Source organism: Wolbachia endosymbiont of Cylisticus convexus (assembly GCF_003344345.1).
The window spans coordinates 1-6,757 of the sequence record NZ_QPIP01000078.1; the positions used below are offsets into that span (position 1 = coordinate 1).

General features: G+C 35.3%; 8 protein-coding genes and 1 pseudogene. 7 read left to right on the forward strand and 2 right to left on the reverse strand.

Going from position 1 to position 6,757, the window contains the following annotated elements:
* Positions 1–260: 260 nt before the first annotated feature.
* From Wcon_RS12555 to Wcon_RS07390, 5 genes are all read left to right on the forward strand, one after another.
* Positions 261–395: a hypothetical protein gene (locus tag Wcon_RS12555; protein ID WP_255565478.1), complete on the forward strand. Its 135-nt coding sequence runs from the start codon at positions 261–263 to the stop codon at positions 393–395.
* A gap of 5 nt (positions 396–400) precedes the next feature.
* On the forward strand, positions 401–1,183 hold the full coding sequence (gene ltrA, locus Wcon_RS12125; protein WP_237350007.1) for a group II intron reverse transcriptase/maturase: 783 nt from the start codon (positions 401–403) through the stop codon (positions 1,181–1,183).
* 465 nt (positions 1,184–1,648) lie between these two features.
* On the forward strand, positions 1,649–2,464 hold the full coding sequence (locus Wcon_RS07380; RefSeq protein ID WP_114517737.1) for an AAA family ATPase: 816 nt from the start codon (positions 1,649–1,651) through the stop codon (positions 2,462–2,464).
* Between the two features lie 40 nt (positions 2,465–2,504).
* Entirely contained in the window at positions 2,505–2,999 is a 495-nt protein-coding gene (locus Wcon_RS07385; protein WP_114517738.1) for a hypothetical protein, read from the forward strand.
* Between the two features lie 50 nt (positions 3,000–3,049).
* Entirely contained in the window at positions 3,050–3,349 is a 300-nt protein-coding gene (locus Wcon_RS07390) for a hypothetical protein (protein ID WP_114517739.1), read from the forward strand.
* 9 nt (positions 3,350–3,358) lie between these two features.
* Here the strand turns inward: Wcon_RS07390 and Wcon_RS07395 are convergent, their stop codons facing one another.
* Together Wcon_RS07395 and Wcon_RS07400 are read right to left on the reverse strand one after the other, a co-directional pair.
* The gene (locus Wcon_RS07395) at positions 3,359–4,429 is read right to left on the reverse strand and encodes a hypothetical protein (RefSeq protein WP_114517740.1); all 1,071 of its coding nucleotides are present in this window, start codon (positions 4,427–4,429) and stop codon (positions 3,359–3,361) included.
* Positions 4,389–5,624 carry a hypothetical protein gene (locus Wcon_RS07400; protein ID WP_114517741.1) on the reverse strand — a complete coding sequence of 412 codons (1,236 nt, stop codon included), beginning with the start codon at positions 5,622–5,624 and terminating at the stop codon, positions 4,389–4,391. The genes Wcon_RS07395 and Wcon_RS07400 overlap by 41 nt, the downstream gene beginning before the upstream one ends.
* 146 nt (positions 5,625–5,770) lie before the next feature.
* On the opposite strand from Wcon_RS07400, the gene Wcon_RS07405 reads away from it, so the two are divergent.
* Positions 5,771–6,454: a hypothetical protein gene (locus Wcon_RS07405; protein WP_114517742.1), complete on the forward strand. Its 684-nt coding sequence runs from the start codon at positions 5,771–5,773 to the stop codon at positions 6,452–6,454.
* 6 nt (positions 6,455–6,460) lie between these two features.
* Positions 6,461–6,757 (forward strand): annotated as a pseudogene (locus Wcon_RS07410) (DUF4815 domain-containing protein); the annotation flags it as partial.

The following is a 6,757-nucleotide window of genomic DNA, read 5'->3' on the forward strand; positions in this document are numbered from 1 at the left end:
TAAGGCAAGTTATCACTCACTCTATCGGGATCTGAGGCCGTATCACGTGTTGAGATGGAGTTTACGTAAACTTGGGAGAGATCCTTTGTATTCCTATTAAGGTACGTTGGAACAAGTCAACAAAGGCGAGGACTAACGGAAGATGCAAAGGAAGTCGGACTGACTGATAGTACTCAGAGTGTGGGAAAGCCACATACAAGGGAGCAATATAGTGACTGGTTTAGGGATTGCTATGCCAATACAACGGAGGTTGGAATAACGTGCAAAGAAAACTAAATCAGATAACAGTAAGAGCCAGGCAAGATAAACGATTGAAATTTACATCGTTAATTCATCTGATAAACGCAGAGAATCTTGCTGAATGTTATAAAGAGCTAAAAAGGCATGTGGTATAGACCAGGTGACAGTAGAAGCTTATGGAGAAAATCTTGAAGAGAAGCTTAGCACTCTGGTGGATAGTATGAAGAGAAAGCAATATCAACCGCAACCAGTGAAAAGAGTATATATACCAAAAGCTGTAAGCAAAGAAAAACGCGGACTTGGGGTACCATCAACAGAAGATAAGTTAGTCCAGATAATGCTGAAGAAGATATTAGAAAATATTTATGAAGCTAACTTTCTGGATAACTCATATGGTTTTCGTCCTGGTAGAAGCTGTCATCAAGCGGTAAATGCACTAAATAAAGCAGTTATGTACAGACCAACTAACTATGTAGTAGAAGTTGATATCAAGAAATTCTTTGATAATGTCCAGCACAAATGGCTAATGAGATGCTTGAGAGAACGGATAACAGACCCAAACTTATTGTGGTTGATCAAGCGATTTCTTAAGGCAGGAATAGTTGAGTCAGGACATTACGAAGCAACTGAACTAGGCACACCTCAGGGGGGAATAATAAGTCCTATACTAGCTAACATATACTTGCATTATGTGCTGGATTTGTGGTTTGAAAAGAAATTCAAGCTAAGATCTAAAGGTTATATGGAGCTAGTTAGGTATGCAGACGATCACCTGTTTTGCTGCGAAAGAGAAAAAGATGCTAGAGAACTCTTAGAGTCACTGAAACAAAGGCTAGGAAAATTTGGACTGGAAATATCTGAAGACAAAACAAGAATAGTAAAGTTTGGCAAAAAGGAGTGGCAACAAGGGAGAAACGAAAAACGGAAAGTTTCAACTTTCTAGGATTCACCCATTATGGTACAAGAAGTCGTAAAGGTAGAGTAATGATAGGTCATAAAACCTCGAAAGTAAGTCTATCTAGAAAACTAAAAGAAACCAAAGAATGGGTGAAAAAGATCCGAAACAAGGTTCACCTTAGAGACTGGTGGCCAGTACTTAAAGCAAAACTAACAGGGCACTGTAACTACTTCGGAGTTAGCGGAAATTATCGTTGGTTGAATAAATTCTTCTGGCGGATAATCAAGCTAGCATATAAATGGATAAACCGACGTAGTCAGAAGAAGAGTGTGAATTCAAAGCAATTTATACATTATCTACAAGTTAATCCATTACCAAAACCAAGAATATGCTACTCATTATATACAAAATAGGAAATGCTGTGAATACTACATTGTGGAGCCGTGTGCGGGAACACGGTTCTGGTGGGGGAGTCATAGCGATAAAACTTAATCAGGAGGATTTAAAACTATGACTTCTACCAAACAACAAAGCTTTTTCAATATCGGTCAAAAAATTCCCTTTTTCAGTGTGAAAGAATACTTGGACGATCGATCGCCAATACCAGAGGATATAATCTCACCAAGAATTTTAACAAAAAGAGGCTTATTGGTACTGGGTGGCCCACCTAAAATCGGCAAAAGTGACTTTTTGATCTCTTGGCTTGTCCACATGGCTGCTGGTAGATCATTTCTCGGTATGACACCAAGTAGACCTTTGAAAATCTTCTACATGCAAACTGAAATTGAATATGAATATATGAAAGAACGGTTGCAACAACTTCAACTTGATAATGAACTTTTGAATGTAGCTGCTAACAACTTAATCATTACGCCAAAGGTGCACTTATCATTTAATCATGATGAAATAAGTGAAATCAAGGAAATTGTGAATGAACGCTTTAAACCTGATGTTTTGGCTATAGATCCATTGCGCAACATATTTAGCAGTGAGTATGGAAATGAAAATGATAATAGTGCTATGCTGTTCTTTTTGCAAAAGACTCTTGAAAAGCTACGCAGTGCTGTCAATCCAGATGCTTGTATTGTACTCACTCATCATACAAAAAAATTATCGAAAAAGATGCTGGAAGAAGATCCATTTCAAGGATTAAGCGGTGCTGGTTCTTTGAGGGGATTTTATAGTACTGGTATGGTGATGTTTGCTCATGATGAGGAAAGCACTACCCGTCAAATAGTATTTGAGTTGCGAAATGGTGAACGTGTGGCAAACAAGCTTGTCGATAAGATAAATGGTCGTTGGAAACTTGTAGACCAATGGAGTTGATTCTTTTTTTCGTTTTGCAATTAATTTATAGGAGGACAATATGCTATCAGATTTTTTAACTGATTTTAATACTGCAAAATCACAAAGTAATTTAATACCAAAAGGTACAACGGTGAAAGTCAAAATGGCCATTAAACCTGGAGGTTATGAAAATTGGTTCACTAAAAGCTATGCTACCGGCAGCATCTATTTAAACGCTGAATTTACTGTCACTGAAGGTCCATATGCAAAACGCAAGATTTTTCAAGTAATTGGTATTAAAAGTGGCAAAGCAGAAGGTGAAGAAGACATCTGGGGAAAATCTGGTCGTTCTATGCTTAGAAGTATTTTGGAGTCAGCACGGAACATTCATCCACATGACACTTCAGAAAAAGCAGTTGTTGCTAGAAAAATCAACTCCATTGCAGATTTAAATGGACTAGAGTTTATGGCAAAAGTGGGAATTGAGGCCGATAATAGGTACGGAGACAGGAACAGAATTGATACGATCATTACTCCGAATGAAACTCAGAAGGATGACTGGATTCCATTCTAAGCGAATAAAAGAATCATTTTTTTATCATAAATTATTGAAGGGCACCTTTTATGAATAGATCTCTAGAAGAAATAAAAGCGTTAGTAATTGATAGAATTGAAGAATACCTACTCTATTTACTACCTGGTGGTGAGTTTTACAAAAGTAAGTTTTACATTGGAGATTCACGTGGAGATAAAATAATAGTTGAGACAACAGGAGAAAGAGCAGGAGATTGGTATAAACTAGCCAAAATTAAAGGAGACGTAGTTGAATTTTTTACTTTCATTGCAGGTGACAAAAAAAGCGCTGAAGAATTGTATCGGTATATTTTAGAGAAGTATCCTTCTGCGTTTTCTGTCCAACATTGACTAAGGAGCTTAGCTAGCACTTAAGTTAATGGTAGATGGATTAAGCCGGTAGCCTGACCAGTTACATGCTTGTATCACATCATCTCGTCTTATATTTAGTCCAAAGGTGCTAGCTAGCTTTTCTGCTATTGTTTTTTGCATTCTGTTAAGAGGTCTACGTACTTGCTGTTCTGGGTCTTCAATACCTAAACTATCTGCTATTTGGACAATACTAAGAAATTTATATTCTTTAGCTGCTTCCAAATCACGCAAAAATTGTTTAAGTAATACTCTAAAGATGCGGATGCTTGAAGTTGCTTGTTTGCCTATAATTTCAATATTATCAACATAAATAATATTATCTTCAACTTTTAATCGCAGTATCTTTTTTTCTGGAAGAGTTGTTTTTTGCAGTGGAACATAAGGGAATGCTTGAAAGGAAACGTTAGGTAATAATTCTGGTACTCCTTTTTCAACTGCTTCGCTTAGTATTTGATTTAGAGTTTTTTGTTCACAAATTAAATCGGCCATGGGAACAGTGTATAGGGTTAACAATATTTTTAGATCTGCTTTTCCAAAAGTTATAAGGACAGCAACATTAGTTCTTAACCTATCTACAGTTAAATATGACTTATCAGTACATAAAGTTGGTATGATAACGCTTACTATTTTACCTTTAAAGCTTATATGATATATCCCATTTGCCGCCTTTTCCCATATAAGACCTATCAATAATTTTTCAAACCAATTTATAATTTTTTCCGTATTTAGTTTAATTGAAAGTACAAGATAACGCTGTTTTTTATAAGTATCAGGAAAAATATCACGACCACAATCCTCGCAAGCTAGATCATCACAATCTTCATCAAAATCATGAGAAATGATAACCTCATTTTTGCAATAAGGATTTTGTATATTTGGAAAATCAAGATCTAAATCATTAGCACAAATAACGAAGTAATACTTCTCAAGTTTAACAAAATCAAGCTGACTGAGATACTCTGCAACCTCTATATAGTTTTCGTCAGGATTTACCCAGGACCTATTTACTAACATAGTATCAATATCTTGAGAGTGTTTTTGACAAAACGGTAATTCCATAGCTATCTCTAATTAAAGACTTAAAATCATCTCGTTCTTTTCTATTGAGAACATATTCTGAGTAATCAATTTCTATATAATTTGCGTATTGCGTGTCTGTCTGAAAGGATAAAGTAACTTTTTTACTTTTGAACAATACTTTGATATGCTGAACAAGCGAAACATCATGCAGTACACTACCAACCGAAGGCTCTATTTTCTGCAACCACTCTTCAATATTATCTGTGTTTAACGTAAGATTAGTTTTAGATTTAGATGGACCAAATTTCAATTCAAATAGGTGAATATCAGGTACATGTTGTTTTACACAGTCATGCAAAAAAGTCCTCACTTGTGCTGTTGTATTTTGGTGGCGCATGTTAGTAAATGAACATTCTCGCTGAAAATAACAGCTTGCTATTCTATTTGCTATTTTTAATCCTTGATCAAAACTTTGAATAGATAGGTTTACTTGGTTAGCGTTTAAAGCAAAGTCAATAATAATTCTACTAGGTTTATAACCGTGTATTACCTTATTTGAACTGATTAATAAATCCTCATCTTTACTAGCACGTCGTATAAATAAGTAAATACTATTTTGGTAGTAAAAGAGCTCTTGAAACTGACTTTCAAAACTATCGTTTTCCGAGAGATCGTGTTGTTTTAATATTTCCTGTATTGTACTTTCTGATAAAAAATCCTTAAATGAAGTGGGCTTTTGTCTTGGAGGATTTTTTAATACGAAAGGTAAAAACCCTTTTTTCTGTACTTGATTAAAGCAGAAAATTTGTTTTAGCAAGTTATGATTAGCTATAAAGAGAGTAAACAACAAGGACTTTTTGTCATATTTGTTATTTTGCAACAGAAATGATTTTAGAAAATCTTGGCTTAACACAGACCGTGCTACTTCAGCTATAGTTGTTTCTGATTTTGCACGACTAAAACGATTGACTAAGTAATAATCAAATAGAGATTCAGAAATTTTAGTAAGCATTTTACGCTTTTGCTGAGTTGAAATATCATCGCATTTTTCGTAGTCTTTAAATAATTGCCTATTTTGTTTATTCTGAAAATAGTGGTTAAAAATCACACTTAATTGTCTACCAGAAAGAGAATTAAGCCAACTTTCACGTAAGCTTGGATTTTGAAAGTCCTTAAGCAAAAAGGATACTGGCATTTCTAAACTGCTTTCCCAAAACTCCTCACTAGCTATCATATATCTAAAAGTAAATATATTATGTCTAAAATAGATTAAAGATTAGTCAATAAAAATTTATTTTGAAAAAAAAGAAGAATTTTCCTAAAAAAACTGAACAGTTTTTGTAATTTTGGTGAATATATATACAGGAGTCAAACTTTCAAATGTCAATACTCACACAATCAGGTCGAGCAGCAATAGCAGCAAGCATAAAAGAGCAACCAATACATCTTGCTTGGGGCAGTGGTGATGCCAATTGGGAAAGTAGCCATCAAGTCGAAAAAGTTTTTGTTGAGGGTGAAATAGCTCTAGATCACCACACTATTAAAGATGTAAGGGTTTTTATCGGAAAAACAACTTATCAGCCAAGTATAGATTATATAGTTGATAGCAGTACTGGTGTAATTAAACGTACGGAAAATAGCTCTATCAGGGCAAATAGTGCAGTTACTGTAGAATATAGTGAAAGCACACCACCAGAGCCTATCAATACTACAAAGCTGATAAATGAAGTTGGCAGGCGTACTGCAGACGAAGTTCTCTTCTGCAAAGGTGATGAAAACGGCGAACTTATAACTCCATCTGGAAGGTTTAGACCCTCAAATGTACCAACTAATAATCTTTTTCTCAAATTTACTTTCGATTTCACGGACGCAGCAAATCAAGTTATCAGGGAACTTGGGGTTATGGTTGGTACAAGGGTAAAGGAGACAGTACCTTCTGGACAGAGATACTTTGAGCCAAAAGACGTGGAAAATCCTGGGATTTTGTTGGTGCTTGAACATACAGTACCACTTATCAGAACATCTGCAACTCGGGAAACTTTTTCATTTGTTGTAACCTTTTAGAATAAAATGACTTTAAACGCCTATTATAACCGCTTTAATCCTGACAAAGAATATGAGAAAAGCTTATTTCTTGCTGGAAGAGGTCTACAGTCTGCAGAATTAAACGAGACGCAAGAATATGCTCTTTCAAAGCTCAAAGGCATAGGTGATGCAATGTTTCGTGATGGTGATGTTATAACAGGAAGCAATTGTATTATAGATAGAGAAACTGGTAAAGTTACGCTTGAATCAGGAAAAATCTATCTGCGTGGAGCAGTTAGAAAAGTACGAAAAAGAAGAGTTTGTTATTCCACTGAGTACCAC

What these genes read in the sequence shown, in the direction of transcription:
- Wcon_RS07390 (WP_114517739.1), top strand. Translation starts at nt 3,050, where the DNA reads ATGAATAGATCTCTAGAAGAAATAAAAGCGTTAGTAATTGATAGAATT.
- Wcon_RS07380 (WP_114517737.1), top strand. Translation starts at nt 1,649, where the DNA reads ATGACTTCTACCAAACAACAAAGCTTTTTCAATATCGGTCAAAAAATT.
- Wcon_RS07400 (WP_114517741.1), bottom strand. Translation starts at nt 5,624, where the DNA reads ATGATAGCTAGTGAGGAGTTTTGGGAAAGCAGTTTAGAAATGCCAGTA.
- Wcon_RS07385 (WP_114517738.1), top strand. Translation starts at nt 2,505, where the DNA reads ATGCTATCAGATTTTTTAACTGATTTTAATACTGCAAAATCACAAAGT.
- Wcon_RS07405 (WP_114517742.1), top strand. Translation starts at nt 5,771, where the DNA reads ATGTCAATACTCACACAATCAGGTCGAGCAGCAATAGCAGCAAGCATA.
- Wcon_RS07395 (WP_114517740.1), bottom strand. Translation starts at nt 4,429, where the DNA reads ATGGAATTACCGTTTTGTCAAAAACACTCTCAAGATATTGATACTATG.